The sequence below is a fragment of the Gluconacetobacter sp. genome (assembly GCF_047721585.1).
Taxonomy (GTDB): Bacteria; Pseudomonadota; Alphaproteobacteria; order Acetobacterales; family Acetobacteraceae; genus Gluconacetobacter; species Gluconacetobacter dulcium.
The window spans coordinates 1-26,025 of record NZ_JBDNXE010000056.1 but is presented as its reverse complement, the minus strand read 5'-3'; the positions used below and the strand labels follow the sequence as shown (position 1 = coordinate 26,025).

General features: G+C 61.8%; 19 protein-coding genes. 11 read left to right on the top strand and 8 right to left on the bottom strand.

The genetic code is table 11. The annotated features are described in order from the left end of the window. Positions 1–136 precede the first annotated feature (136 nt). From ABF821_RS11760 to ABF821_RS11730, 7 genes are all read right to left on the bottom strand, one after another. The gene (locus ABF821_RS11760) at positions 137–1,324 is read right to left on the bottom strand and encodes an efflux RND transporter periplasmic adaptor subunit (RefSeq protein WP_415530096.1); all 1,188 of its coding nucleotides are present in this window, start codon (positions 1,322–1,324) and stop codon (positions 137–139) included. Further along, positions 1,317–4,487 carry an efflux RND transporter permease subunit gene (locus ABF821_RS11755; RefSeq protein WP_415530095.1) on the bottom strand — a complete coding sequence of 1,057 codons (3,171 nt, stop codon included), beginning with the start codon at positions 4,485–4,487 and terminating at the stop codon, positions 1,317–1,319. Before ABF821_RS11755 ends, ABF821_RS11760 begins: the two co-directional genes overlap by 8 nt. A 329-nt stretch (positions 4,488–4,816) precedes the next feature. After that, entirely contained in the window at positions 4,817–5,323 is a 507-nt protein-coding gene (locus ABF821_RS11750) for a ferritin-like domain-containing protein (RefSeq protein ID WP_415530094.1), read from the bottom strand. A gap of 463 nt (positions 5,324–5,786) precedes the next feature. Next, entirely contained in the window at positions 5,787–6,281 is a 495-nt protein-coding gene (locus ABF821_RS11745) for a hypothetical protein (RefSeq protein ID WP_415530093.1), read from the bottom strand. Positions 6,282–6,628: 347 nt separating this feature from the next. Then, positions 6,629–7,219 (bottom strand): polysaccharide biosynthesis/export family protein, encoded by a 591-nt coding sequence (locus ABF821_RS11740; RefSeq protein WP_415530092.1) that lies wholly within the window; start codon positions 7,217–7,219, stop codon positions 6,629–6,631. Between the two features lie 45 nt (positions 7,220–7,264). After that, the gene (locus ABF821_RS11735; protein ID WP_415530091.1) at positions 7,265–8,581 is read right to left on the bottom strand and encodes an outer membrane beta-barrel protein; all 1,317 of its coding nucleotides are present in this window, start codon (positions 8,579–8,581) and stop codon (positions 7,265–7,267) included. 64 nt (positions 8,582–8,645) lie between these two features. Continuing rightward, positions 8,646–10,127, bottom strand: a complete 1,482-nt coding sequence (locus ABF821_RS11730) for an O-antigen ligase family protein (RefSeq protein ID WP_182972832.1) — start codon at positions 10,125–10,127, stop codon at positions 8,646–8,648. Between the two features lie 233 nt (positions 10,128–10,360). Here ABF821_RS11730 and ABF821_RS11725 point away from each other — a divergent pair, with 233 nt between their 5' ends. Beyond that, positions 10,361–11,221 (top strand): glycoside hydrolase family 16 protein, encoded by an 861-nt coding sequence (locus ABF821_RS11725; RefSeq protein WP_183009266.1) that lies wholly within the window; start codon positions 10,361–10,363, stop codon positions 11,219–11,221. Beyond that, a complete protein-coding gene (locus ABF821_RS11720) occupies positions 11,218–12,093 on the top strand; it encodes a glycosyltransferase family 2 protein (protein WP_415530090.1) in 876 nt (291 codons plus the stop codon). Before ABF821_RS11725 ends, ABF821_RS11720 begins: the two co-directional genes overlap by 4 nt. Before the next feature lie 234 nt (positions 12,094–12,327). Here ABF821_RS11720 and ABF821_RS11715 read toward each other — a convergent pair whose 3' ends face one another. Further along, a complete protein-coding gene (locus ABF821_RS11715) occupies positions 12,328–14,217 on the bottom strand; it encodes an AfsR/SARP family transcriptional regulator (protein ID WP_415530089.1) in 1,890 nt (629 codons plus the stop codon). Positions 14,218–15,435: 1,218 nt separating this feature from the next. On the opposite strand from ABF821_RS11715, the gene ABF821_RS11710 reads away from it, so the two are divergent. From ABF821_RS11710 to ABF821_RS11670, 9 genes are all read left to right on the top strand, one after another. Further along, entirely contained in the window at positions 15,436–16,140 is a 705-nt protein-coding gene (locus ABF821_RS11710; RefSeq protein WP_415530088.1) for a sugar transferase, read from the top strand. Between the two features lie 10 nt (positions 16,141–16,150). Next, complete coding sequence (locus ABF821_RS11705) at positions 16,151–18,382, top strand: GumC family protein (protein ID WP_415530087.1); 2,232 nt, start codon at positions 16,151–16,153, stop codon at positions 18,380–18,382. Next, on the top strand, positions 18,369–19,517 hold the full coding sequence (locus ABF821_RS11700) for a glycosyltransferase family 4 protein (RefSeq protein WP_415530086.1): 1,149 nt from the start codon (positions 18,369–18,371) through the stop codon (positions 19,515–19,517). Before ABF821_RS11705 ends, ABF821_RS11700 begins: the two co-directional genes overlap by 14 nt. Beyond that, positions 19,514–20,812 (top strand): glycosyltransferase, encoded by a 1,299-nt coding sequence (locus tag ABF821_RS11695; protein ID WP_415530085.1) that lies wholly within the window; start codon positions 19,514–19,516, stop codon positions 20,810–20,812. Before ABF821_RS11700 ends, ABF821_RS11695 begins: the two co-directional genes overlap by 4 nt. Continuing rightward, positions 20,809–22,008: a glycosyltransferase family 4 protein gene (locus tag ABF821_RS11690; RefSeq protein WP_415530084.1), complete on the top strand. Its 1,200-nt coding sequence runs from the start codon at positions 20,809–20,811 to the stop codon at positions 22,006–22,008. The genes ABF821_RS11695 and ABF821_RS11690 overlap by 4 nt, the downstream gene beginning before the upstream one ends. Then, entirely contained in the window at positions 21,996–23,579 is a 1,584-nt protein-coding gene (locus ABF821_RS11685) for a lipopolysaccharide biosynthesis protein (protein WP_415530083.1), read from the top strand. The genes ABF821_RS11690 and ABF821_RS11685 overlap by 13 nt, the downstream gene beginning before the upstream one ends. 55 nt (positions 23,580–23,634) lie before the next feature. Continuing rightward, on the top strand, positions 23,635–24,411 hold the full coding sequence (locus ABF821_RS11680; protein WP_415530082.1) for a glycosyltransferase family 25 protein: 777 nt from the start codon (positions 23,635–23,637) through the stop codon (positions 24,409–24,411). 210 nt (positions 24,412–24,621) lie between these two features. Beyond that, positions 24,622–25,689: a glycosyltransferase family 8 protein gene (locus tag ABF821_RS11675; protein WP_415530081.1), complete on the top strand. Its 1,068-nt coding sequence runs from the start codon at positions 24,622–24,624 to the stop codon at positions 25,687–25,689. Positions 25,690–25,889: 200 nt separating this feature from the next. Continuing rightward, positions 25,890–26,025, top strand: a 136-nt coding sequence (locus ABF821_RS11670) for a sugar phosphate nucleotidyltransferase (RefSeq protein ID WP_415530097.1), incomplete at its 3' end; no start/stop codon positions are given.

The window sequence follows — 26,025 nt, the reverse complement described above, 5'->3', positions numbered from 1 at the left end:
GGGGGACGACGGGGGCTGGTAATGCGGGGCCAGGTTGCAGCCGGCCAGCAGGGAGAGGGTCAGAAGCAGGGGGCCGCCCTGCACCCGGCCGGGAAAAATTGCCCCTGTCACCCGTGCTCGGGACAAACGCCGGCGCTCAGGCGCCATGCGGGTGCTCCGGTTCCCGCGGTTCGACCGCGTCGCCGTCGCGCAGATCGTCCCTGGGATTGTCGATGACGGCGCTTTGTGGCGGCAGACCCGTGACCGCGAGTTCGGTGCCGAAATCGGTTACGATGGTGATGGGCTGGATTTTGACATGGTGGCTGGAATCCATCAGGGCGACGGTCGTGCCATTGCGTCGGAACAGCAGGCTGCTGGCGGGCACGCGGACGAGATCGGTGCCCCTGCTCGGATCGGTGCCGGGGAAGGTAAAGGCGATCTGGGCATAGGCCCCCGGTTTCAGCAGGTTTTCGCCATTATCGTAGACAAGCTGCACCAGCATCGCGCCGGATTGGGGATCGACCGCGTCCGAGGAATGAATGAGGTGGGCCTGAAAGGTTCGGCCGGGATAGTCGGGCACCGTGAACGCGACCACCATGCCGTCCTGCATTCTCGCGGCATAGGTCTGGGGGACGCTGACATAGAGCCGTAGCCGGACGACATCGGAGACGGTGAAGAGCGGCTGTGCCGCCGCGCTGCCGGCGGCGATCAGCGCGCCGATGTCGGTGGCGCGGCTGGTGATCACGCCGGCGAACGGCGCCACGATATGCTTGAAGCCGGAGAGGGTTTGCAGCCGTTCCACATCCGCCGCCGCCTCGTGGCGCATGGCTTCGCTGGCGGCGAAATTGCCTCTTCGTTCGTCGGTTTCCTGTTGCGAGACCGCGTTCTGCGCGTTGAGGCGGTCCCAGCGGCGGGTGGTGATTCCGGCGAGGTCGCGCTGGGCGGTGCGGGTCGCCAGCGCGGCGCGGGCGGCGGCGAGCTGCTGGTCGACGTCCGGTGTGTCGATCTCCGCCAGCAACTGCCCTTCCTGCACTTTTTCTCCGATATCGACGTACCAACGCCGGAGATAGCCGTTGGTCCGCGCATAGACTGGTGCGCTGTACCAGGCCTGCAACCGGCCGGGCAGGACCAGCCTGTCCGTTGCCATGCCGCCAGGGTGGACGATGCTCACCGTCGGGATGGCGGCGGCTTGTGTCGACGCATGAAGCAGGTGGCGGGCATGGAGGCGCAAAAGCGTGCCTGCCACCAGGACCAGCGCAAAGACCGCGCCCGCGATCAGCACGAACCGGCCGAGCCGGGGCTGGGGCCGGTCGCCCGGTATCGTCTCTGCTGCGGGGTCAGGCATGGGCCGAGGCTCCCCGCGTGGCCGGCCGCGCGCGTCGTTCGTAGATGATCGCGAACAGGGTCGGCACGAAGAACAGCGAGGCACAGGTGGCGAAGACCAGCCCGCCGACGACGGCGCGGCCGAGGGGGGCGTTCTGCTCGCCGCCCTCGCCGAAACCCATAGCCATGGGCAGCATGCCGATGACCATGGCCAGCGCGGTCATCAGCACGGGCCGCAGGCGGGTCTTGCCGGCCGTCAGCGCCGCTCGCAGCGCATCGCCATGTTCGTCGAGCTGCTCGCGGCAGAAGGCGATGACGAGGATGGAATTGGCGGTTGCCACCCCCATGCACATGATCGCGCCGGTAAGGGCCGGGACCGATAGCGGCGTGCCGGTGGCGAACAGCATCCAGCAGATCCCCGCCAGCGCCGCCGGCAGGGCGAGGATGATGATGCAGGGATCGGTCCAGCTCTGGAAATTGACGACGATCAGCAGGTAGATCAGCACAATCGCGCCCAGCAGCCCGGCACCCAGGCCGGTGAAGGCGGTGTTCATGGATTGGTACTGCCCGCGCAGGGTGACTGCGACCGTCGCCGGGCGCTGGTGCTCCAGACGGGCCAGCACCTCTTGCACGTCGGACGCGACGGCGCCGAGGTCGCGGCCGTCATTGCCGGCGAAGACGTCGATCAGCGGGCGGATGTTGTATTGCCCTTCGACGGGCGATGTCGTGCCGCGCGTGATCGTGCCCAATGCGCCCAGCACCTGGGGGCGGGTTGCCTGGGCGCCCGTGCCGGTTACGGGCAGGCCGATCACGTCCGAAAGCGCGCCGATGCGGTATTCCGGCATCTGGACCGCGATCGGGTAGGTCACGTTGTTCTGCGGGTTCAGCCAGTACAGCGGCGCGGTCTGGGACGTGCCGGCGATGGAGGTCGCGATGCTGCTGGTGACGTCGCCCTCGGTCAGGCCAAGCTGGTTGATACGGGTGCGGTCGACCTCGAAACGCAGTTCGGGATAGTTGGCGGGCTGCTGGATCCGGGCATCGACCAGCCCGTCGATGTGGCGGATTTCCCGCAGGACAAGTTCGGCGAACTGCCGCGTTTCATCCGGGTGCGGGCCGCTGACCTGGACATCGATCGGGGCCGGGGCGCCGAAATTGAGGATCTGGCTGGTGATGTCGGACGGCAGGAAGGCGAAGCTCGCCTGCGGGAACAGGCGGGGCAGTTCGGCACGCAGGCGGCGGATATAGCGTTGGGTGGCGTGATGGTTCTCCTTCAGGGCGATCAGGATGTCGCCGTCCTCGGGGCCGATGGTGCCGGAGGCGCTGTAGGAGACGTTGATGGCGCTGTTCGGCAGGCCGATCATGTCGGCGATCGACAGCACCTCCTCCGCCGGGATGCGCGCGCGGATCGCTTTCTCGACATCGAGGAACAGGGCGGCGGTTTCCTCGATCCGCATGCCCACCGGGCCGCGCACATGCAGCGTCATCGCGCCGGCATCGACCTGGGGGAAGAAATTACGCCCGAGGAAGGGGAGGAAGGCCAGGCTGAGGACGGCAAAGCCGAGGAAGAGGCCCACGAAGCGGCCGCGATGTGCCAGCACGGCTTCCAGCACCGTGCCGTATCGCTCGCGAAAGGCGGCGAAGCGCCGTTCGAACCCCTGCTGGAAGCGGGTGAACAGGCCGCCGGCCGGCTTGCTTTCATGCCTGTGGGCACGCAGCAGGAACATGGCCATGGTGGGGACCAGCGTGCGCGAGAGGATGAAGGACATCGTCATCGCGAACATCACCGACAGCGCCATCGGCACGAAAAGGAAGCCCGAAACACCCGGCAGATAGAACATCGGCACGAAGACGATGCAGATGCACAGCAGCGACAGGAAGGCCGGAACGATGATCTCGCCCGATCCGTCGATGATGGAGGCGTGCACGTCCTTGCCCATTTCCAGATGGCGCTCGATATTTTCGATCGTGACCGTCGCTTCGTCGACCAGGATGCCGACGGCCAGGGCGAGGCCGCCCAGCGTCATGACGTTCAGGGTCTGGCCGAGGACCGACAGGAGAGCGACGGCGCCCAGGATCGAAAGCGGGATCGACGTGGCGACGATCAGGGTGGAGCGCCACGAGCCGAGAAAGAGCAGGATCATCAGGCTGGTCAGCCCCGCCGCGATCGCACCCTCGCGCAGCACGCCGCTGACGGCGGCCTTGACGAACAGCGACTGGTCGTTGACCGGCGTGATCTGCAACTGGGCTGGCAGGCCGCGCCGGGCATCGGGGATCGTGTCGCGGATGCCCTGGACGATGGCGATGGTAGAGGTCTCGCCCGATTTCAGCACCGTCAGCAGGGCCGAGCGCTGGCCGTCGACATGGACGATATTCTGCTGCGGCAGCGCGCCGTCGCGCACATGGGCCACGTCGCGGATCCGGACCACGGCGCCATTCACCGTTCTTATCGGCAGCATATTGAGCTGTTCGACCGAGAGCGGGGCGTTGTTGAGCCGGAGATTGTACTGATATTCGCCGATTTTCACGAATCCGGCGGGTGTGATCTGGGTCTGGACGGACAGGGCATTGGCCACGTCGAGGCCGGAGACGCCCCGCGCCTGCAACTGGCTGGGGTTGAGATCCATCTGGATCTGCCGCACCCGCCCGCCAGTGGGGAAGGGGATGGCGGCGCCGGGCACCATCACCAGCCGGGTGCGGATAAAATTGAAGCCGAAATCATAGAGCTGCTGCTCGGTCAGCCCCGTGCCCGACAGGCCGAGTTGAAGGATCGGCACGGTGGAGGCGTTGTAGTTGAGGATCAGCGGTGGGGTCGTGCCGAGTGGAAGCTGGCGCAGCAGCGTCTGCGCGATGGCGGTGACCTGAGCGTTGGCGAGGCGGATATCGGCACCGGGCTGGAAGAAGACCTTGGTGATTCCGATCCCGGTCAGCGCCTGACCTTCGATATGCTCGATATCATTGACCGTCGTTGTCAGCGCGCGCTGGAAAGGAAGCTGGATGCGGCCCGACATGTCCTGCGGCGAGAGATTGGTATAGGTCCATGCGACTGCGACCACCGGGATGCTGATAGTGGGGAAGATGTCCTTGGGCGTACGGATGGCCGACAGCACGCCGGCGATCACGATCAGGATCGCCATGACCACGAACGTGTAGGGCCGTGCGAGCGCCAGCCGGACGATGGCGTTCATGAGCGGATGGTGCGGGCTTGTAGCTGATCCGGTGGGAATGCCCCGCAGGTCGGCATCTCCGTCGGCCGTCTTCTTCGGGCGCCGCGCGGTCCCTTACGCCTCCAGGAATGTATCAAGCGGCATCTTTCCATGATCCGGGGTGTGGAACCGTCGCGTGGGGCATGGCTGCCCATCAACAGATATATAGCCGCCGGCAGGGATCGGAGGTTTGTCACATACGAGCGATCAGGATGAATTTTAGCGTCTCGGCAACCCGTGCGGCGCACCTTCCATCCCGTTCGCCCACCGTTAGGGGAGCGAGGAATGGAAGGTTTCGCCGGCAGGTCGTGTCATGTCGGCTGAAGGGCTGCTTCCGGATTGCTCTCGCGCTCGGCGATTTCGGTGAGGAGGGCGTCGGTCCGCTTCTCCTCTTCGAGTGTCTCGGCCAGCAATTCTTCCGCTTCCGTGAGTCCGAGCGTGGCAGCCCAGGCTTTGAGCGTGCCGTAGCGGGAGATTTCGTAATGCTCGATGGCTTGAGCGCAGCCGATCAGGACCGCGTCCGCCGCCTCGGTGGCGCCGAACGTTTCGAGGTCTTCCTCCATTTCCGCCAGGATGCCCTGTGTTGCCTCGCAGGTCTTGCTGCGCGGCGCCTTGCCGATCAGTCCGAACACCTCATTCAGCCGCTCGACATGGCGGGTGGTTTCGGTGGCGTGGGTTTCGAACGCCTTCTTGAGATCCGGCGCCTGGGCGGCGCGGACGGATCTCTTGAGGGCCTTCAGGATCTGCTTCTCGGCAAAGTAAATGTCCTTCAGCGTTTCATAGAACGCATCGGATAGCGTCTTCTCCTGGGTGGCCATGACGAATTCCTTTCCGTTTCAAGGGGTGCGCGGAGCCTCGGCAGATGTCGTCCGCTGGAGCGCCAGCCGGCCTGCATCTCGGGAAACGGTGCGGTGCGCGAGATGCCGGTCGATCACGTTCGTGGGCGGGTCTCATCCGCCGGGACCGCCTCGAGAGCGCCATCGAGAATGGCAGCTCCCCCGTCGGTAGGCATGTCTGACCCTACGCGCCTGTGCCGGGAGGGTTGCGGAGGATTCGAAATTTCTGCTGATGCACCCATGCATGAATGAATGCCAGGCGATGCCGGAGACCATCGACCGGGTGGCCCGGAGAGCAAATGTCGGGGAGCCGGACAAGTCGGGGAAAGGAACCCAGCAGAAGGCCCCGTCATGCCGATTCTGCTCTGGCTCCCAGGTGTTCCGATCGCCGACAGGCTGAGTTTGCGAAAAGCCTTCCATATCGACGCGGATAAGTAGGGCAGCATCACTTCGAATGGATGATGGTGCGTGATTCCTGGTTTTCAGTATCCACGCTGATCCGCTGGTAAACCGCCAGCGAAAGCACGATCACCGTTGCCGTCGCGAGGAGTCCGATGGGATAGAAGATCTGCTGTATGTGTTCGCGGCTTACTTCGAAAACCGCGACCAGTCCCTCGATGAAAATCGCGATAATGATCGTCGTGATGAATTTGGTGAGGCTCAGACGGGCTTCGAGAGGCGACACCTTGGCACGACTTTGAATGACTTCCTCTTCCATGAAATATTTGGCCACGTCGAAAACGGCGATAGCGATCACGACGTAGCTGATGGCAAGAAGCAGCGCACCGCGCCCCTCGTGCCAGGATGTCAGCAGCGTGAAGAACAGATTGAATACGCCGTAAAAGATGAGCCCTATGGACAGGATCATCAGCATGATGCTTGCAGTGCCGAAGGCAGCGCGTGAAACCTTCTTCAATATAATTTCATAGGTGATCGACATCTTCTAACCCGACCTCGTTGGGGAAATCCGCATCATGGGGCGTATGATGAATGACCGGTGGGATCGTGGGTCGTTTCCGCACCCCGGAACATTCGACCGGGTGCGTCGAATAGCTGACGTTCGGGGGGCCTGACCCTTGGCCGGTGGAGTCTGCGATGCGTCTGGAGTGCCGGACCCGAGAACACGGCCCGCGACGGCGGGTCGGGCGCTCAGCTTTCGGTTCCGGGCAGGCGATCCGTATCTTGTGCGCGGGTGCATCGACGGTGGGATACGGATTGAATGCCGGAAACCCGTCATGCGGGATGAGGGGTTTCCGGTGTTCCAGGTGCCGCCCTCTGGGCGGTGGATCAGAAATGACGTTCGTAAATCTTGATGACGTCGTCGGGCTTCACGTAATCCTGCGGTTCGATGCGGCCGACGACCGCGCCGCCAGGTTCCTGACGAACGACATACGCGTAGTCCTGGAACGCGCGATAGGAAAAGCCGCCGGCGGCCGCCACCGCCTTCAGCATGGTCATGCCCGGCTGATAGGAGAATTGGCCGCCATGCTCGACTTCGCCGATGACGGAAATGGGGCGGTAATCCAGGACCTGCACGGTCACCCGTGCGTTGCTGAGAATATGCTGGTCCTTCAGGGTCGTGGCGACGCGCTCGCTGAGTTCGCTGGTGGTCAGCCCCTCGGCCTTGACCATGCCGATCAGTGGAAAGGCAATGCTGCCGTCGACCGGCACGCGCGTATCGGTCTGGAACTGGTTTTCGCCGAATGTCGACACATTGATCCGGTCGCCGACACCGATCGTGTAGCTTGCGGGGTCATAGCGCGGGATCGGCGTCAGATCGCCTCCGGGCGCGCAGCCGGCGAGGCATGCTCCCGTGATCACGAACGGGAAGCCGAGTCTTGCAGTGCGAGCAACAAGGGTATGACGAAGCGGCAACATGTCGGAACTTCCCTGTTGAGGTTGATTGGTGATGATCGTTTCAGGTTACAGATTTACGTCCACCCGTATCATGACGGTATTGACGGTAAATTTTCCCGTCGTGCCCAGGACGTTCTGATTCGAGATGTCATAATTGAGATTCAGCCGGAGATGCCGGTTCATGAGCCACTGGGCCGAAAGCCCCCCTCCGAAGATGGTCTGGTCGCCGCCGGCCTGGGTGAGGATGCTGCCGACGAGATGTGTCGGCGTATTCTGGTATTGTCCTTTCTGAAAGCTGAAGTGCCCGGAGAGGATAATGTCGCGCTGGTACTGGTGGGTGATGCCGAGCTGCAAATTCGTATAGGTGAAGCCGGCCACGTTTTCGAAGGCGCTGTCCTCGATCCCGTGCTGGACATCCAGTTGGAGACGCGTCAGGCGCGAGGGTGCCCAGCTTGCCTGGGCTTCCACGATCGGAGTGGCGTAATCGGGATAAGCTGCGTTGCGGTAGAAACGACGCTGGTATCCGGCCAGAACGCGCAAATCGATCAGATGAATGGCGCTGTAATCGATGCCCGCCATAAGGGCCAGTCCGTTGGAATCGCGGCCTGGATAGCCTGCGAGGCCATGCGTGTACCGAATTTCGGTACCACGCAGCATGACCAGCGCGCTGGCGGCTTCCGTCCAGTGATAACGGCCGGTGAGACTTTCGACGATCACTGCCCGGTTACGATAGGTCTGAGGAACGGAAATGCCGATGGCCGATGGGAGGCGGGCTCCCTGATCGAATGAGAAATTCGTTATGTTCCCTTCCGGAATCAGGGAAAAGCGCCCATCGCGCGCGACGGTATAGCTGAGGGCCGCCCGGTCGACCTGGTATTTCACAGGCTGGATCGTGGCAAAGCTGCCCAGCGTGCTGGGTGTCTGGACGAGGTTGAGGTGGGAATAGTCGAAACCCAGCCTGTCGTTCGCGATATCGTGGTAACCGCCGATCGCGGCGGTCCAGGTCGTCTGGTTCTGCGAACCCTGGCTTGGATAACGCAGATCGGAAACGGAAGCATTGGTGTAGAGCCGGTCCACCGACCAGTCCGAGGTGAGGCCGATCTGCGCGACGGTGGAGATGATCGCGCTCTGCCCGCCGCCGGGAAGGCGGTTGGCATTGTCGATGTAGCCGACGCCTTCGTTCAGATCGCCGTTCAGCTTGAACCCGCCGAGATGCAGGCCCTGCGGCTGGAACTCCCTGCTGATGCGAATCTGTTCCGAATCGACCCAGGTTTCGCCGACACCTCGCCCGATTTCGGGGAAATACTGGCTCAGGACCTGGGCGGAAGCATGGGTCGGAAATAACGGCGCGGCACAGGCGACGGCTCCCACGATGCGGTACATGCCTGTTCTGCGCGTTGGTCTGTATGGCCCGTTCAAGACGGGAAATCGTATTGTCACGGTCTGATCACCCACGAATGCTGGAGGGGGCGGTTCCGCGTATCCTGCCTGGGTTCGGGCTACGGCGTTCGGCGGGAGGGAAGAGGGGGGCGGGCGCCTTGCTTGCCTGTGTGCCTTCCGCCCGGGCGATGCCGGAAATCAGTAGGGCAAGAAAGACATAAAAGGACGCAGTGGTGATCGTCGGGGCGGAGAGACATGCCGAAACCAGATAGCCCGCGAGGGCCGCGCTGGCCCCGTTGACGACCTGGATATCCTCCAGCTTCCGGTCCATCCGGCGCAATGACCTGACACGGGAGATGAGGCGCCACGCGAACCAGATGAGGCCGAGCATGCCGGGAATGCCGATTGCCGCGAGCAGGCCGGGGATCAGGCTCGACGACCGGTTATTGCCCCAGCCGACGCCGAAGCCGAACGTGTCGATGGCCGCTTGCAGGCTGTCGAGATCGGTGGAACTGCGGGCATTGTACGATTCACTGTCCTGCTTGTTCGTCACGCTGTCGACGATCGTGCCGAGACTGGTCAGCAGGTCCGGGGTCATCACGGTCACAAGGACCATGATCACGATACTGAAAATCAGAAACTGGACGGCCCGCCGCTTTATCATGGGCAGGAACCGCTTCGCGTGGATTGTAACGCCCATGAGCACCACGATCAGCGCGCCGATCCCAAGAGTGACGATCCCTGTTGCCGATGTGGACAGAAAAACGCCGGCAACGGCTGCGGCCAGCGTGATTCTGACAAGGGTGCCAGGGAAGTCATTGAGGATCAGCCATCCTGCACAGAAGGCGCCAGCCGCCATGTAGCCGCCAAACGCGGATGGCTCTGAAAAAGTTGCATTGATTCGGGGGAGGGAACCAACTGTTTGTTCGGTAAGGATCGACCATCCCGGATTCGAATAAAGCATGTCCGAAGGGAAGGGGACATGCGCGACATGGCTGGCGAATTGCCAGACGCCGAAGCCGAAGGCGAGCAGTACGCTCGCGAAATAGGCTCGCAGGATGCTGACAGGATGAAATGGCCGCCCTGGAGCGCCCTGTCGGGTCATGTATAGCGCGACCATCACGAAAATGATGATGTTGAGAAGGAGATAAAGGTCCTGGTTGAGGTTCGCCGAGCTGGGCGTGAGAGGGGTGATGACGAAGGGAGGCGTCGATTTCTGGGGCCAGACATAGACGCGCCCTTCAAAAAAGCGCGGACTCAGCCAGGATGTCAGGATTGCCCAGCCAGCGACGACGAGCAGCGGGATCAGAAGCGGCCAGACCCGTGCGCGGCCGGGATAGCGGGCGCCGAGCAGAAACTGCGCGCCGATATAGCAAACCATTGCTATGGCCGGCAGCGTGTTGGGGGCAATCCCGAAGCCGCCGACCGTGATCGCGGCGCTGGCCTCGAATATGCCCATGATGATCATGAGCTGGATCAGCCGCTCCGGTCGATTGATCCATAGGAGGCAAAGAGGCGCCAGGACCAGGAAGAAAAGCGTGATGCCCACGTGACTCCCTTCCACCGCGGCCAGGCGGCGTTGCGCATCGAACGTCCAAGCGTGATCAATCGAAAAGATGGACGAAATGCGTTGAATGTATTAACCATCGTCTACGTCCAAGCGAAGATCAAGTTTCTTTTCAGGCGCGTATCTGTCTTCCGGAATATGGAAGGGGAGGTGACCTCTGATCGGCGGGTGGCGAGGCCACATCGCAAGAAACAGTCTTTGCCCAAGGAGGCGCCATGACCATGTCCATTTCAGCGATCGTCGAAAGACTGAGGCAGCGTATCATCCCCGCGATGGCAGGCAGTTTTGCCGCCCTGGGTGTCGGATGGGGTGGGGGCGCGCTCGGGGCCGCTCCAGGAGACAGGATCGATCTTGATGGCAGGGCCGTGATCTTTGATGAGGAGTTCGACCATCTCAGTGTCTCGCCGCACGGACCTGATACGGTCTGGAGCGCGCATACGCCGTGGGGCGGTGATTTCGGCGATGCCACCTTCCGTGACAAGGAGCCGGGCTTGCCCTTCAGCGTTCGGGACGGAATCCTTCGCATCGAGATGCGTCGCACGGCGGACGGCAAATGGCAGTCCGGTTTGCTGTCGTCCGCGCCTGGCTTCGGCAGCGGTTTCACCGCGCCTTACGGTTATTTCGAGATGCGGGCGCGCCTGCCGGCGGGGGACGGGGTGTGGCCTGCCTTCTGGCTGGAGGAACTGACACCGACAGGATCGGGGAAACATGCCCTGGAAGTCGATATCATCGAGCATTACGGTCGTTTTCCTGCCGCCTATAACGTGACTGTTACGGAGCGGAATCCGGCAAACAGCCGTGAAAACCACTCGGAGATGCATACCCAGGCCGTTCCGAAAGGAAGTCTGTCGCAGGCCTTCCACACGTATGGTGCCGACGTGACGCCGCAATGGGTCATCGTCTATTTCGACCGCCGGGAGATCTGGCGTACGCCGACCCCGCCGCGTCCGCTTGCGGGCCTTGATGTGCTCGTCGATCTCGGATTGGGCGGCGGCTGGCCGATCGACAAGACGCCCAGCCCGTCGATCATGGAAGTTGACTATGTCCGTGTTTATCAAAGCAGGAAGACGCCATGAAGATTGTCGTCGGAATTGCCACGGCGGGACGGGCGCCTGTCCTTGCCGAAATACTTCGTGACCTCAGGGGCCAGATCCGCCAACCCGATGAAATTGTCGTCTGCGCGCCATCCGATGAGGATATGCAGGGCGCGGCGGAGGCGTTTCCCGGTGTGCGCCTGATTACCGGGCCGCGCGGATTAACCCGGCAGCGGAACGCGATCCTCGCCGCAATACCCGGCGCCGATGTCGTCATGTTCTTCGACGATGATTTCCTGGCCGAGCCGCATTACCTTCAGGCGGTCGAGAGACACCTGGAGACGAACGCTCGTACGGTTGTCGTGACCGGAGCGGTTCTGGCCGACGGGATCAAGGGGCCGGGCCTTGATGTCGCCGAAGGTCGGGCGATCCTGGCCGCGCGCGGAGAAGGCCATGGCCCATCAGGGCCGGAGCCTGTCTTTACCGGATATGGCTGCAACATGGCGCTTCGCCTGGCGCCGATGCGCGCATTCGGCCTGTCGTTCGACGAACGCCTGCCGCTCTATGGATGGCAGGAAGATGTGGATCTTTCGCGCCGGCTGGCGGCCCATGGCGATGTGCGGCTTCTGCCGGACGCACGGGGTGTTCATCTGGGTGTCAAACGCGGCCGCAGTTCCGGGATCAAGTTGGGCTATTCGCAGGTTGCAAACCCGCTTTATATCGCGGCAAAGAAGGAGGGGTATCCGCGAACGCGCGCCTGGGAGCATATTATCCGCAATCTGCTCTCCAACATTGTGAAGGCTATACGTCCGGAACCCTATATAGACAGGCGCGGGCGGCTGGTGGGCAATATGCTGGCTTTTTTCGATCTCGTGCGCGGTCGGATGTCACCGGAACGGGCGGCGACCTTATGAGGCCCTGTTTTTTTCGATATACTGATTCATGGGACGATCGCGCACAGGCATGATCCAGACAATTCTTGCCGCTATCGGCGCCTATATCGCTCTCAGCTTTCCGATTGCACTGCTGATCGGCCGCTGGATCAGGATTTCACGCAGGAAATAACCGGCGAAGGAACAGAGATTCCTTCGCCGGCGACTTGTCGTGTCGTCACGCACAGAATGTTTCTTTTTCAGAGCGAGTCTTTCTCATTCCGGAAGGCCCGTCAGGTGCAATGCGGTCGCGAGTTTGGCGCGGGCTCCTGCCGGGAGAGACGGATTGCTCATCATCACGCGGCGGATCGTGAGTTCCGGGTCGAGCGCCGAGAGTCGGGCAAGGATGGCGGTGCGTTCCGCACCGTTCTCTTCGGTGGTGAGCGCCACGAGATGGTAGACAAGCGCTGATGGAAGCTGCGGATAGAGTGCGGCGACCATTCGCCCGACCCGGACTGCTTCCGTGGGCAGATCGGCGAGGAAGAGGTAAAGAACCGCGCAGGGATCCATCGCGACGCTGAGCGGCTGCGCGTTTCCCGATATGCGATAATGTTTCAGAAGATTTCGCGCGGTTTCCTCTCGGCCGTTTATCAAGGCAAGAAGGGCCTGAAGTGCCCGGTAGGGAGCGAACCATGCCTGATCAGCGTTTTCGTCATTGCTCTTGAATGGGGAGAGCAACGCGTCGGCCGTGTCCGCGTAGCCGGGAATATGACAATAAACGAAGGCGAGCAGGAAGTTCCGGCTGATATTGTGCTGTGAAAGAACCGCCGCATGTTGGGCGGCGGCCAAGGCGCGCGCCACACTCGCCGCATGGTCGCCCTGGAGGAACGCGTTGGCGCGGGTCATCTCCGTTACGGCGCGGGCAATGGCGACGAGCGGCTGGTTGGGGCCGAGCCATTCCGCGAATTTGAGAAGGGTTTCAGCTTCGTGCAGGGCATGAGGCTGGGCCTGTAGCAGCGTGACCAGCGCCCGGGCCGCCAACTGATCGGGAGTCAGTGCCTGGATACTGCATTTTAGAAGATGGCGGGCATGGCGAAGGATGGCGGACCATTGCGCCGACAGAACCGCCCTGGCAAGCAGGGGGGCGGCGAGGCCGGGATTCTGCCGGGTACCGGATGGCAGGGCGGCGCGTACTGTCCAGATCATCTCGCCGCCATTCTGCACGTCGATCAGTCGCAGCAGCAGGGCCGGGTGTTCCTCATTGCCTTTCACGCTGGAATGCAGGATGCCCGTGCACAGAAAATCGATCTGCTTGCCACGGAGGGCTTCGATCCAATCGCCCGTTGCATCCAGTTCGTCGCGTGGCGGCTGGGAAATGACCAGCGTAAAGGCGTCGGACCCGACGAACATCATGTTGAGCAGGCTTCCCAGTTCGTCCGCCAACGTCTTCAGGGATGGGTCCTTCGTCTCGATCGGCATGAGGGTGAGACTGAGGGACCGCACTTTCGCCGAGGCGGCCGGGGGCTGAGAGTCACCTTCTCCTTTTCCGTTCTGTGGGCGTGGCCCGATCGCGGGCGGATCAGACAGGCGGCGCAAGGTTTCGAGCCCCGGGGCACCGTTCTTCCAAGGAAAATGGCCAGCGGAAAGCGAATCGTTCGGCTGCGCATGAAACTGGCCCGCCCGCGCAATCAGGGGAGGGGTCTCAGGACCAGCGTCGCCTGGCATGGGGTCTTTGTCTGATGGAGAGTAGGAGGGGAGAATGCGTGCCAGACTGTCCGGGTTCACCTGGTCGGATTTCATCAGATGCTGGATATGGCGGGAGAAGCGCGCTCTCTGGGTCTGGAGCCATTGATCGAAGGCTGGATCGATTCCGTTCAGGTCAGTGAACAGCATCTCCTCAGGCTCAACCGTATCGTCCAGCGCACCGAGGTCTCCGGTATAGATATCCTCCACATCGACCGATGTCAGGTCCGGCCTGAGCGTTAATGTATGTCGCCCGATATCGATGATCTCGGTGCCGAAAGGCTGGAGCGCGTCGAGCAGGCGGTGGATTTCCTGCCGCAGGGAAGCGCGTGCAAGATCGGTCGGACGCGTGCTCCATAGAAGTTCGGTCAGGCGCTGACGCATGACGGGCTTGCGGTTGGAGAGAGCCAGAATGGCCAGCAATCCCCGTGTTCTCCGTGCTCCCGCCGGAAGAACGTTTTTGCCTGTCGGGGTCATGGCGACCATGTGCCCGATCAGTCGAATTTTTAGGATGTTCGCCCCCGTCGTCGGCACGTCATGCTAACTCCACGCTCGCGATGCGCACGCTTTGTCGCCGGGCCGTATCCCGAGGATATATGAAAAGCCAACGGCCTGCGATCCGCCGCGCCGCTTCTGTACAATGACCAGAAGTACAGGCTTCGGCATGACGAAGATATTATAGGAAATTTTGACAGAAAAAAGGCTCCGTGCTCCAGATTGCCTCCGGATCGGTTCAGGTCGATACCGAACCCGCTGCGCTAACGGCCTTCCAACTGTTTGGTTTCTGCGACATATACCGTTTCCTGTTCGTTTGCCGTCAAATAACAATGGCGTCACGAACTGGGGCGTCCCTGTCGGTTGCGGGCCGCCCCACCTTTGGCGGAAGGACGGCAGAGGACGGAGAGGTTCGAGCGGTGTGAACATGCAACGCGGTTCCATCAACGTGGCGATCAGAGATCCTGTATGGGTTTTCATCATCCTGCCAGGCTTTTCGAGCATGATCATAACCCCTTGCGTTCTCACTATAGGCTGCGCTCACGCGCCATGTCCCCGGCTGCGTTATGCGATGCCGCGCCCCGCTGCCGACATGGAATAATCACGACGCTTTACCGTTGAATGTGTCCATGAATTGATGGTGCGAGCAACAACGTCCAGCATTCCAGAAAGAAACAGGAAAAGGCGGATGTTTGATAATATAAGAACTGCCCGGGTCTATTGTTTCGTATAATAATGAAATATTACGTTAAAAAAAGAGAATTTCTTCGTTAATTTTTAGTTGGCGGCCATCGCGGATTTTTCTCGCAATCACTGCGGAACTCGCATTTGCGTGATCAGAATTTCGCTCTGAAGGGACGAGATTCAGGCATTTTCGGGCACATGAATAAAGTGATTTCGAGATTCAAACAGTATTTTAACAGACAAATAACGATGTATTCATATCTATAATACTTACGAAAATGATTAAAAACACATTACGGCTTGTTTTTATTATTGCGCTTTGCTCATCCGCGCAGGCAACGTCCCGGTCATACCAGGGAGGTAGCGATCTGATTGAGATCACGCCGCTTCAACTTGCCTGCCAGCTTCATTCTTCGCTGATGACGAGGTGTTCGTATGTCTGGTCTGCAACAGGAAAAATTCATGGGGGCAGCCTTTCTCGCGGATGATGCGACGGTGGTTGTCCCCTATGCCGGGCTTATCGGCGTGCAAGTCGCCAGGCCCGAGAATGCCGTGCCGATCCGCGATCCGCGCAAGCGCGTGATGGATGTCATGATTGCGGCTGCGATGTTGTTCTTCGCCATGCCCGCCATGCTGGCGATCGTCGTGCTGGTCCGGCGCGATGGAGGGGGCGCGTTGTTCGGCCATAACAGGATCGGTGAGAACGGACGGATTTTCCGCTGCCTCAAATTCAGGAGCATGGTGGCGAATGCGGATGAGGTCCTGAAGGAGCTTCTGGAACGGGACGAAGCCGCCCGTGAGGAATGGGCCAGCACGCAGAAGCTGCGCCACGATCCCCGCATCACGCGGCTGGGCCGCTTCCTGCGGGCGACCAGCCTGGATGAGCTTCCGCAATTGCTGAATGTTCTGCGCGGTGACATGAGCCTGGTCGGGCCGCGTCCGATCGTTCAGGCCGAGGTCGAGCGGTATGGTGAGAACATCACCTATTATTATGCGACCCGACCGGGCCTGACCGGACTCTGGCAGGTCAGCGGGCGCAGCAATACCAGCTACGCCCGGCGCGTGGCCCTCGACAGCGCCTATGTCAGGCACTGGACGTTCTGGAAAGACGTTCTGATCCTCCTGAAGACCATTCCCGCCGTGCTTCGGCACGACGGCGCGCATTAGGCGACCCGCCATGACAATACTTTCTGTCCGCGACGAAACATTCGTCGGTCCGCCGCCCCTGCCGCTTGCGGCAGCGCCGGATGAGCATGTGCCCCTGGGAAATGCGCTGGCCATCGTGCGGCGCAGGAAATGGACGGTCATGCTGATCACGGCCGGGCTGTTCATTCCCCTGGCGAGCGTAATCTTTTCCCTCCCGCGCTATTATGAAACCCAATCCTCGCTTCTCGTGGATACGGGAAAGACGGAATTTACCGATCTGCAGGCCCATGGCGGCGCCGTAAGCGGCGACACGCTCATGATCCATACCCAGACCGACATTCTGCTTTCGCGGGATATGGCGGGAAAGGTGGTCGATCGCATTGACCTCGTCCATCGGCCAGAGGTCCAGCAGATCATTTATCCGCCCGCGCCGATGCCCGGCCCGTGGGGCGTGTTCGACATGGTTCGTCATCGCCTGGGCCTTGATCGTGTCCGCCCACAGTTGCTGACGCGCGCGGAGCAGCGTCAGGTCGCGGTGGACTGGCTGCTGCGGCATGTCACGGTCCGGAATGACGGGCGCTCGTACACGCTCGCGATCAGTGCCAAGACGAACGACGCCGCGCTGAGTGCGCGGATCGCGAATGCCTACGCCTCCGCCTATCTGGATTTCATGCGCGATCTCAAGATCACGACTGTGGCCCACGCCCATGAATGGCTGAACGAACAGATCGGGGCGCTTCAGGCCCGTGTGGCAAAGGCCGAAAGCCGGGTCGAGGAATTTCGTCGGGCGCATGGCCTGGTTCTGAGCCAGGAAGTCTCGCGCGATGGCGACCAGACGACTCTGACGGGTCGTCGAATGAGCCGCGTGGATATTGCGCTGACCGAAGCTTCCAACAAGCTTGCCGAGCAGCAGAGCGCCTATGACCAGGTGCAGGCGGCGCGGCGCGGCGGGTCGCTGGGTGCCTTGCCCGCCGTGGTGGCCTCTCCGCTCGTCCAGCGTCTGTCTGGCGAACTCGCGGAACTGGAAAAACAGCGGGCCGGTCTCGGGACGACGGATATGTCGGAAAGCCCGCGCCTGCGCCAGCTCGATTCCTCGATTGCCGGGCTTCGTGCCCAGCTTGGCGCGGAAGAGGGTCATATTGCCGGAAGCCTGCGGGCCCAGGTCGAGGCGACCCGCGCACAGGTCGCCACGCTGGAGGCGCGCGTGCGTGACCTCAAGGGAGCGGTCGCGGGTGAAAACGTGGCCGAGGTGCAGCTTCGCCAACTCGTCAGCGAGGCCGACGCCGCCGAAGTGGTCTATCGCGACTATCTGACCCGGTTCGAGCAGACATCCGCCCAGGCGGCGATGCAGGAGCCCGATGCCGTACTCATTTCGTACGCGCAGACGCCCCTTGGCCCGTCTGGCCCGCATCGGGGACAATTGACAGGCGCGGCGGGCCTTCTGTCGCTCGCGCTGGGCTGTTTCGGTGCGATCATGCTCGAAAGGCTGAGGCCGGGCGTGCGCACGCTGGAACAGCTTGAGCAGAGGACGACATTGTTTCCGCTCGGGGTCGTTCCCTTCGCCGGCCGCGAGCGCCGGCCGCTCATGGAATACCGGACATCGTCCTACACGCTCTCCGTCGATCATATCAGCAACATGCTGCGTCATGGCGACGACCGGTTCCGCGCGCAGGCTGTCCTGGTAACGTCTGCCCTGCCGGGGGAAGGCAAGACGTTTCTTTCCGTCGCCCTCGCCGCGAGCACCGCGCGGAATCATGGGCGGGCGCTGATCATCGACGCCGACATCCGCCGCAGCCAGGTCGGCGTGTCGATCCGTCCGACGTTCCGGCCGCCGCAGGGGGATGGCCCGAATGGGTCTGGCCTGCCGGGGCTCACGCGCGACATCATGCAGAATGTCGACCTGATCACGCTGCGCGGCGCGCGCTCCAACGGGAGTGGACGGTATCTGCTGGACCTGAAGCAGCTTGGGGCGATCATTGCCGAGGCACGCAACCTCTATGATCTGATCCTCGTTGACATGCCGCCGGCGCTGGTCATTCCGGATGCGGCTTCCGCCGGGCGGCTGGTGGATGGCGCGGTCATCGCCGTGCGGTGGCAGCGGACCGAGATGGATGCGGTGCTGACCACCCTGCGCCGGCTCCACGCATGCGGCGTGCGCGTGCTGGGCGGTATCCTGACCCAGGCCGACATGAACGATCTTGGACGGGAAAGTGGCATGCATGCCTATCTGGCGCAGGATCTGGACGGCTATGACCGCGCATGAGGCGCGGGAATGCCCCGTCTATCTGAACGGCCGTTTCCTGCGGCAGGCGCTGAGCGGTGTCCAGCGTTTTGCCACCGAAATTTCCGCCGGACTTGTGCGGCAGGGAATGATTTCGGAAATCGTCGTCCCTCCATCCGGCAAGGATGGAGGGGATCTGGAGGTGGCGCGTTCCGGACAGGTCCCGATCAGGCCATTCGGCTACGGCAGCGGCCATCTGTGGGAGCAGACGATGCTTCCATGGGCAACGTCGGACGGCCTTCTGGTCAATCTGGGCAATACCGCTCCACTCCTGGCACGACGGCAGATCGTCGTGATCCATGATTGCGGATGGGCGAGCGTGCCGGAAGCCTATTCCACGCGCTTCCGGGCAACCTATCGCGTGATGCAGACGGGCCTGATTGCGAGACGGACCCGGATCGTCACGGTGTCGGAATTTGCCCGAGGCGAGATCATACGCCATCTCGGTGCGCGGCCCGAGCAGGTTTCCGTCATTCCCGAAGGTGGGGAGCATGTCCGGGCTGTTGTGGCCGATCCGACGGTTCTTGCCGAGAATGATCTGGTGCCGGGGCGTTATGTGCTCGTCGTGGGCAATCTCGTCGCGCACAAGAACCTGCGCGTTCTGGCAAAGCTCGGCGAGGCGCTGGAGGCACGCGGCATGGTGCTCGCCATCGCGGGAGCCCGGCGGGACGGGATCTTCCAGCAGCAGGGCGGCGCAGACATGCCGAGGGCTGCACGCTATCTCGGCCGGGTATCGGATGGCGCCCTGAGGGCGCTGTATGAACATGCCGCCTGCTTCGTGTTTCCCTCGCGCTACGAAGGGTTCGGATTGCCGGCGGTCGAGGCGATGGCCTGCGCCTGCCCGGTCGTCGCGAGCGATATTCCTGTCCTGCGCGAAGTCTGCGGTGACGCCGCCCTGTTCGCCGATCCGTTCTCACAGAACGCTTTCGTGCATCAGGTCATGCGTCTTCATGACGAGGACGGGCTGGCCGATCGCCTCCGCGAGGCCGGGGCCGCGCGCCTGCTGCGCTACAACTGGGCGGAAGCCAGTACCGCCATGGCCAACGTCATCCAAGCCGCCCTGCATGCCGTTCCGACACATGTTCGCCGTCCTCCCAGCATGGAGCCATCCACATGATGCGCAATTCACATGCCGTGCCGGCGCAAGAGGTTGCCGGGCGCGGAAAGTCCGGCCCCCGGATTGCCGTGATCCATGAATGGCTGGAGAAACATGCCGGGTCGGAGCAGGTGCTGGAGCAGATCCTGCTCTGCTACCCGACGGCGGATGTCTTCGTGGTCGCGGACTTCATGCCGGAGAACAAAAGGGGTTTTTTAAAGGGGCATAACGTCAGGGCCTCGTTTATTCAGAAGCTTCCCTTTGCCCGGCGTCATTTCCGTAAATTCCTTGGACTGATGCCGCTGGCTGTCGAGCAGTTCGACCTCACAGGGTATGACCTCGTGATTTCCAGCCATCATGCGGTCGCGAAAGGGGTGATCACCGGGCCGGACCAGCTTCATGTCAGTTATGTCCATAGTCCGATGCGCTATGCCTGGGATCTCCAGGCCCGGTATCTTGAGGAACGCGGACTGGGTTGGGGGGGATTGGGTCTTTATACGCGATGGCTTCTCCATCGGCTGCGGAACTGGGACGCGCGGTCGGCCGCCGGGGTGGATCTGTTCGTCGCCAATTCACGCTATATCGCCCGGCGCGTGCAGAAAGCATGGAGGCGGGAGGCGATTGTTCTCAACCCTCCTGTTTCCGTAGATAAATTTCGCCTTTCATTGGACAGGGAGGATTTCTATCTCGTCGTCTCACGGTTCGTTCCGTACAAGCGGATCGATCTTATCGCAGCAGCATTCGGCAAGATGCCCGATCGTCGGCTTGTCATCGTGGGAGAAGGCGAGGGCGATGCGGCGATCAGGGCGGCTGCTGCGGGTTGCCCGAATATCGAGATCCGCGAGCCCGTGCGGATCGACGAACTGGTTTCGCTGATGGGGCGGGCGCGCGCGTTCGTCTTTGCCGCCGCCGAGGATTTCGGGATTGTCATGGCGGAGGCGCAGGCTTGCGGCACGCCCGTCATCGCCTACGGGGTGGGCGGCGCCTGCGACATCGTGATTGGAGAGGATGCAACCGACCCTACCGGGCTGCTGTTTGCCGAGCAGACGGCGGAGGCGATCGTCGCGGCCGTGCGGAGGTTCGAACAGAATCGCCATCGTATCCATGCCGAAACCTGCCGGGCCAACGCCATGCGTTTTTCGGAGGAGGCATTCCGTCGCCGTTTCATGGAAATCGTCGATGAGGCCGTGGCGGCGCGTGCCGGCCAGCCATCCGCGCCCGCAGATCGGATTCCGATGATGCGGGGCACGGAGGCCGTCATGGCGGACCATCCGGACGCGCTGCGACGCCACGGATTGAAGGATCAGGTAGCATGAACAATTTTTCCAGATCACGAAGGACGATTGTTCATCTGTCGAAGCATTGCGGCCGTGGCAACGGCAATGTGCATGTGGCTGTCGACCTGGCATGCGAGCAGGCGAGAGCAGGGCATCATGTCTATTTCTGTAGCGGCGGAGGAACGTTTGTCCGTCTGCTGGAACGCGAGGGCGTCCATCATCTGACGCTGCCGCAGGACCAGCGGAGGCCTTTTGCCCTGCTGCGCAGCATGGCGGTGTTGACGCGGCTCTGCCGCGCCATCGGCGCGGACATCCTTCACGCTCACATGATGGGAGGCGTGCTGGTCGGCGCCGTCGCTTCGCGCTTCGCGGGGGTTCCGCTGGTGACGACGGTTCATAATTCCTTCGACCGGCATTCGGTTCTGATGCGCCTGGGGGACAGGATCGTCGCCGTCAGCGAGGCCGACCGGAAGTCTCTCATTGATCGGGGCTTTCCACAGGATCGCACGCAGGTGGTATGGAATGCGCCGGTCGCATCGGCCCGGAACGTAGACGTAGCTGACAGGGCGCCGGGGAGCGTGCCCCGGCTGCGCCGTCCCAATATCACGCTGATCTGCGGCCTTCACGCGCGCAAGGGTGTGTTCGACGTGATCGAGGCCGCGGCGTCGCTGTTGTCGTCGATGCCGGAATGGACACTCTACATCGCCGGGGAAGGCCCCGATCGGGCTGAACTGGAGGAACGGGTCGGCGCCTTGGGGCTGGCGGAGCGGATCATCTTCCTGGGCTATGTGGAAGGCCCGGAAGTTCTCTACAGTCAGACCGACATCTTCGTGCTGGCCTCCTATGCCGATCCGGGCAGCCTGACGATCGGCGAGGCGCGCGCGGCGGGGTGTGCGATCGTCGCGACCTCGGTCGGCGGAACGCCGGAGATGCTCGGGTTCGGGGCCGCCGGGCGGCTCGTCCCGCCAGGGCGTCCGGATATCATGGGGCGGGAGCTTGGCGAGATCATGCGCGACCGGCCAAGGCGGGCGGCCATGGGGCGGGCCGCGCTGCGGGGGGCGGAGATATTCGAGGCGAGCCGCCTGGTGCCGGATTATATGCGTGTCTACGAGGAAATCGTTCGACGACAACATCCTGCCAAGAGACATTCGGCCGCCAGTCGCGTTTCGGAACATGGCATCTCCTCCGGACCCACGGAGAAGACGAGGCGGCAGGAGAGCGCATGTCCGAGATAGCGCAGCCGGCCAATATCGGCTCGCGCGCCGCGACGGGTGCGGCGCTGATGGTTGCGGCACGCCTGCTGACGCGATTCATCGACCTCGCCAGCATGCTGGTCCTGACACGCATCCTGCTGCCTGCTGATTTTGGCCTGGTGGCGATTGCCGCCAGCCTGTGCGGGCTGACGGAGGCGATCCTTGAATTACAGATCAATCAGGCCCTGCTGCGCCTGCCGACCGTCGCGCGGCTGCATTACGACACGGCTTTCACCATCGGCCTGATCCGGGGCGTCGTCCTGATGGCCGTTCTCGTGGCCAGCGCGCTTCCTGTTGCGCGGTTCTACCATGACGCGCGCCTGTTCCCGCTTGTCTGCTTCCTCGGCCTGAGCCCCTTCATGCGTGGGATCGTGAGCCCGCGCATGGTTGCGTTTCAGAAGCAGCTCAGCTTCTGGCGTGACTTCGCCATCGAATTGTCCGGCAAGGGTATCAGCTTCGTCTTCGGCACGGTGATCGCGCTTCTGACGCACAGCTACTGGGCCATCGCACTGAATACGGTGATATATTCCGGTGCCATGATGGCGCAATCCTACTATTTCGCACCATACCGGCCGCGACTGAGCCTGCGTGAGATTCATGTTTTCGCGGGCTTCGCCGGATGGATGACGATGGCGCAGATCGTCAGTGCCCTCAACTGGCAGTTCGAACGCCTGCTTCTGGGCAAGGTGATGAACCGGTCCGCCCTGGGTATGTTCTCGACCGCGATCGACATTACGAATATCCCGTTTCTGGCCCTCTTCACCCCGATGGCGCGGCCATTGCTGGCGGCGTTCTCTCATCTCAGCGAAGACAGGGAGCGATTGGCCGCGAGTTACCAGAAGGCATCGGTGGCGATGGCGACGGTCGGGTTGCCGCTGCTGATCGGCGAGAGCCTGGTGGCGGATAGTACGGTGCGTGTGGTCGTCGGCCCGGCCTGGGTGGGGGCGGTGCCCATGGTCCGCTGGCTGGCGCTGAGCCTCACGCCGGCGGTCTTCACGCTGGCGACATGGCCGCTGCTTCTGACCTTCGGACGAACAAAGACACTTCTGAAACGCAACCTTCTCGAATTCGGCGTCAAATTTCCGCTCGCGATCGCAGGTGTGCTGTGGGCGGGGTTCTCAGGTGTGATCGCCGCTCGTTTTGTGTCGGAACTCGCGTCGGATGTTTTTGGCCTTTTCCTGGTGCGCGGCCTGACCGGCCTTGGCGTCTGGGAGCAGGTGCTGGGGTGGAAGCGCAGCGTCGGGGCATCCCTGTTCATGGTTCTGGCGGTCGAGGGGCTGAAATGGCTGCTGCCGCCGGTCGATACGCTGGCGCATGCGGCGGTCGATCTGTTTGCCTGTTCCGCGTGCGGCGCCATTGCCTACACGTTCGGTCTTTGCATGCTCTGGATTCTTTCGGGACGTCCGGATGGGATCGAGAAACTTGTTTTCGATCGTGCCCGTCATATCGTATCTTCGAGAAGGGGAAAGGAAAGCAGCGTCTTCGGCAAGTCGGTGTCGTTTCCTGTCAGCCAGCCGATCGTCGAACAGGGCTCCCAGGACTCCTTTCACTGACAATCCGGTGTCGATGCGCGGCATCTGGAGATTATGTTCTTGATCGAGGAAACGGATGACAAAAACGCTCATTCGCGTGATCAGCGTTGCAGGTAGCGCCCGACGCGGCACGTTTCATCGCCCTCCCGCTGGGGTGGAGTGGGAATTCTTCGATGCATCCACCGGTCTGGCCGAAGGGTTCGAATATGATCTCGACGTGGCATGGGCGCACATAAAGCGCGCGCTCGCGCCGGGCGAGATCGGGTGCTATTGCAGCCATGTCCGGGCATGGCAGGCGCTTCTTGCCGACCCGACGGCAGACCAGATCCTGGTCGTTGAAGACGACGTTTACGTCGACTGGCCCGTCACACTGCATCTGACAGAGATCGACTGGGCGTCGAAGGGCGTGCATTTCCTGAAGTTCTTCGGACGGTTCCCGGCAAAATTCCATGTCGCAGAGAAAAATTATCCGATATGGGACCGTCATGTGGTGCAATATCAGACGCAGCAGTTCGGGACGCAGATCTATCTTTTGACCCGCCATGCGGCCGAGCGTTTCGTCCGGAATTTCCGGCGGATCTCCCGACCGATCGATGTCGAGATGGAGCGTCCCTGGGCAACCGGCATTCCCGTTGCCGGGATCGTCCCGCCGACGGCCCTTGAACTGTCGGTGCCAAGTTCGGTCGTCGACCGACGCGCCGATCGGGAGCCTACGCATCTTGAAAGCGCTCGCTATTATGGCGGCCGTGTCATCGAGCGTATTCGTGGGCGCGTATACCGTACGGCTGGGCCGCGGGTGAAAATAAACGGACGGGATCGGTCTCAATCCGTGTTCGACTATCGAAACCAATGAAGACTCCGAGACGTGACGGCCGATACTCGTCGAGAAAATCATTTCTAAAATGATGTGATGAAAAATACGTGACATCCAATCGCAATCGAGAACGTTTATGTCCAGGTCATGCGTCGAAACCTCGTGGCCGTGGCAAGGAGTGGAAGCCGGATTCATCGACTTGTTCCAATCCCTCTGTGTGATCGAACGCCATTAGGAGAGCATGATCCGATGCGAACCCGAGAGCCCGCGCAAATCGAACGGAAGCCCGAGGATATGCGAAGAATCTGTGTCTGCTACACGCCGGATCAATCTTATCTCTTTCCGAGCTTCGTCAGCGCGTTGCAGGCGCGTCGGTTCACGCCGCGCGATCTGGCGGATATCGTCATTATCGCATTCGGGATCGATCCGGTCGCCGAAGTGATTTTCGCCGAGGCTTGCGCACGCGCGGATATCGTGTTTCTGGCCCGAAGCGAGGCCGATATCGGAGGCGCTCCCGCCATGTTGGCACGGCTGTTTCTGGCGGACCTTCTCCCGAAACAGTATGATTTTTTTCTTTATGTGGATGGCGATACCCAGATCCGTGGTCCGCTGGACGACCTGTTGCTGAATCCCGTTCCTTACGGAATGTTTTACGCCGCCGCCGATCCGATGACATTCGTGGGAGACGATTCGGACCGGCTGAGTCGTACCATCGCGGCGCATTTTGCGTCGCTTGGGCTCTCGTCGGTCGACGCATGCCGGTATTTTAATTCCGGCGTGATCTATGCGGAGCGCAACGGATGGGCGCGTATCGGAGCCGAAGCATGGAAGATGTTTTCCGGCCAGTCCGGCGCATCGCGTTTTCCCGATCAGGATGTTTTGAACCTCGTTGGTCTGCCGCACTGTCTTTCGATGTCGCTGGCATGGAATTTTCCGGTATATATGAATAGTATTCGCGTTCTTTCCGTTATACGGCCACGAATCGTCCATTACATGTCACGGCCGAAGCCGTGGGAAGGCGCTTTTCCACCCTGGAACGCTGAAGCCTCCGCGGTCTATGGCAAGGTGGCGTCCGCTTATCCGGAAACGGCGCGATATTGGCGCCGCATGAAACGCACGACCTGGTTCCGCTATCATCTTCAGCAGCGTTATAAGCGCATGCACGCGATGGTCACATGGGGGTTTGGCGCGAAAAGACGGCGTATTCTTGCTTATGAGGGCAGATTGAAACAGTCGCAAGCCTTGCAAGGGGCATCCGGACGGGATGTAGGGGCGGTCCAGTCTGTCCTGGCACCTTCCGTCGAGGCATCCTTCTGACATCGTTGAGAGAACCGTCCGGGATGGCGGAGATCGTTCCATGGTGCAGCGTCGTTTTTTCATATGCACTCCAGCTTTCTTCCGCGTGCAGATGAGATCGCATGATCGGATGAAGGCGTGACACCCCGATTATGATCATGTGGCGAGATCGTCGGTTTCCGAGATGATATTGTGGCTGAATAGAGCAAAAGGAGGATGCCATGTCTGACACGACGCTTCCGGTGATTGGCGCGCAGGCGGCAAGCACGACGAAGATTGTCCCGGTCATTCTGTCTGGCGGAACGGGGAGCCGGCTGTGGCCGCTGTCGCGGGCGAGCTATCCGAAGCAGCTCTGGT